Source organism: Streptomyces sp., assembly GCF_035563135.1.
GTDB lineage: Bacteria > Actinomycetota > Actinomycetes > Streptomycetales > Streptomycetaceae > Streptomyces.
The window spans coordinates 1-2774 of the sequence record NZ_DATMVN010000832.1 but is presented as its reverse complement, the minus strand read 5'-3'; the positions used below and the strand labels follow the sequence as shown (position 1 = coordinate 2774).

The following is a 2774-nucleotide window of genomic DNA, read 5'->3' as shown; positions in this document are numbered from 1 at the left end:
CCAACGACGACGTCGCCGGCGCCGTCTCCGTCGTGGACCACCTGGTGGGCCTCGGCCACCGTGCGATCACCCACGTGAGCGCGGCGTCGACGGCGGTCGGGGCGGCTCGCCGCCGAGGCTACGAACAGGCCATGCGCGCCGCCGGCCTGGCGGACCGGATGCGCTGGATCGATGGGGATCTGACGGAGGAAGCCGGCTACCAGGCCGGAATGGAGCTGCTGGCCGGCACGGAACGGCCCACGGCCGTTTTCGCCGTCAACGACATGGCCGCCCTGGGGGTCATGTCCGCCGCCGAGGAGCAGGGGCTGTCCGTGCCCGCAGACCTCTCGGTGGCAGGCTACGACAACACTCCCCTGGCCCGGATGCGCCGAATCAGTCTGACCTCGGTGGACAACGCCAGCCACGCCGCAGGACGCAGGGCCGCCGAGTTGCTGCTGGCTCAGCTGGCTCCCGGCGCCCCCCGCCCCGCGGACGAACTGCTGCCTCCTACGCTGGCCATCGGATGCAGCACGGCGCCTCCTGGAAGGCAGACCCGCCCCGACTGCGCACCTTGACGAACCGCCACCATGATTCACGGCGCGGGTCACACCGTGCGCAATGCTCGGCAGGGTCTCAGGACTGGTTTCAGCAGCCCCGGTGCGGGATCGTGATCATGCTCTCGGTGCCCGCAATGGAGCGCTGAGCGCGCAACGTGTATCCGCTGCTCCGATTCCCCGCCGTGGCGGCCGTTCGTGGAGGAACCGTTCGGCGATCGCCCCGCACGCCGCTGGTGCCGGGCAGGACCCGATCCCGCCCGGCCGCGAGGTCACACGGCGGTGCAGCCGCCATCGACGAGGTAGTAGCCGCCGGTCATGAACGAGGCCTCCTGACGAGAGGAGGAAGCTCACGAGGCGGGCGACCTCCTCGGCGGTGCCGAGGCGACCGAGGGGGCGCCTGCCGGCGGGGGCTTCTCTCACGCCGCTGGCCTACCACACCGGTGACACCGCCGGGCTGTGCCAGATGCACGGGGCCGCCTCCTCCCCGCCGGCCGGCCCGCAACGCTGCGTCCGGCACGCCCGGCCCGTCCCCGGTTCCACCGCCGGCCACTGCGCCACATGAGCGCAGCCCCCCGCGGTGGTGATGGTGGAGGACTGGGAGGAACTCGAGGCCGTGGAGATCACCGTGATCCAGGCACCACCCCCTTCGCCACTACGCCTACGCGATGACCTCCCCACCCCAGGGGTGGGGCCGTGCAGTGCGGCAACGAGCTCGACCCGGATCGGGTGGGCACCCCCGAGTCCTTCTGCGTGACCCTGGCACCGCATCGTTCCCTGTGCCGATGAACCCGGCCGGCCATGCCGAGCAGCGCGCCTTCGAGGCGTTCTGGCCCTCGAACCAGGGCCGCCCACCTCGCTCCTGAGCCCGGGGGTGGGACGGGAATCCGTGGAGCCAACGGCGCCCACAGCCGGCAGCGCACCACCCGTGCCTGCTCCCTTCTCAGGATGACGTCCCCGTCGACGATGACGCAGGGAGCAGGCAGGAACCGACAGGGTGATGAGACCAGGCCTGGACGCACCCGTGGGGGCCGGTGCGACAGCAGCGCGCCATACCCAGCATCCCCGGGGTGCTGTCACAGGGCCGGCTACGGCACGGGGCCCGTGTAGTACCACGTCGTCCCGCGCACCGGTGGAAACACCTTGGTTAGGATGGCCTAAGTTGGCAGTGACGAGGGGGAGCACACCGCTTTGCGGGGCGCGGGGCGGGCTCCTCGTCACCCCTCGGCCAGCACCGGGCACCTCGTGTCCGCCACGTCCTGTTCTGCACACCTGCCTGCGAGGGAGACGATGACCATGTCCCAGTACCGCCCCGTGGCCGCCGCAGCGGCCCTCACTACCCTGCTGCTGACCGGCTGCGGCGCCGACACCGGCGCCAGCACCGAGACCACCGACGCCGAGAGCCCCGGCGCGGAGACCCTTGCCGCCACCCCGGACACCGGCGCGGCCACCACGGCCGAGGCGGCCGGTGCGGTGCCTGAGGGGGTGGCCGCCCAGTACGCGGTGCTCAACGAGGAGGTCGAGGCCGAAGGCGGGCGCACCACCTCCGGGGACTGGGAGGTGGCCTACATCGTGGAGCCCGCTGAGCCGTGGTTCGAGACCACCGGCGGGGAGCCCACCCGGCGGGAACCGGCCGCCGGCGAGACCCACCACCTGGAGATCATCCCGATCGAGGCCGCCACCGGTCGCGTCGTGCCCGAGGTGCCGATCCGGCTCGAGGTCCTCGACGAGGACGGCACCGTGGTGGACGAGAAGGAGCTGATGTTCTTCCACGCGGAGTTCTTCCACTACGCCCACAACTTCAGCGTGCCCGAGGCCGGCGACTACACCCTGCGCGCGAGCCTGCAGGCCCCGCAGTTCCCCCACCACGGGGAGCACGCCCACGAGCTGACCCTGCTGGAACCCGCAACCGTCACCTTCGACAACGTCCGCCTGGAGCCGGCGGCCTGAAGACTCCGTCGAGCACGGACCCGTGGGGTGCCTGAGGGGTCAGACGGCCCCGCCGGCGGCCTCCGGGGCCCCCGATCCGTGCCCGCCGTCGCCGACCTGCTCCCGGGCCACGAAGTTCTCCAGATCGAAGAGGTTCTCCGCCCGGCGTGCGATGTTCACCAAGGTGGTCATCGAGGCGATCTCCTCGACCTGCTCCTTGAGGAACCAGAGCATGAACTGCTCCCCCAGCGCGTCGTTCTCGGCCCGCGCGGCGGCGAACAGGGCCTTGATCTGCTCGGTGACCTCCTGCTC

At 71.7% G+C, this 2774-nt stretch carries 3 protein-coding genes; 2 read left to right on the top strand and 1 reads right to left on the bottom strand.

What is annotated here, in order from left to right:
• Together VN520_RS36845 and VN520_RS36840 are read left to right on the top strand one after the other, a co-directional pair.
• A partial coding sequence (locus VN520_RS36845; RefSeq protein ID WP_325751312.1) for a substrate-binding domain-containing protein occupies nucleotides 1–554 on the top strand: 554 nt, incomplete at its 5' end.
• A 1269-nt stretch (nucleotides 555–1823) separates the two neighbouring features.
• A complete protein-coding gene (locus tag VN520_RS36840) occupies nucleotides 1824–2483 on the top strand; it encodes an iron transporter (protein WP_325751311.1) in 660 nt (219 codons plus the stop codon).
• Between the two features lie 39 nt (nucleotides 2484–2522).
• On the opposite strand, the gene VN520_RS36835 is transcribed toward VN520_RS36840, so the two are convergent.
• Nucleotides 2523–2774, bottom strand: a 252-nt coding sequence (locus tag VN520_RS36835) for a ferritin-like domain-containing protein (RefSeq protein WP_325751310.1), incomplete at its 5' end; no start/stop codon positions are given.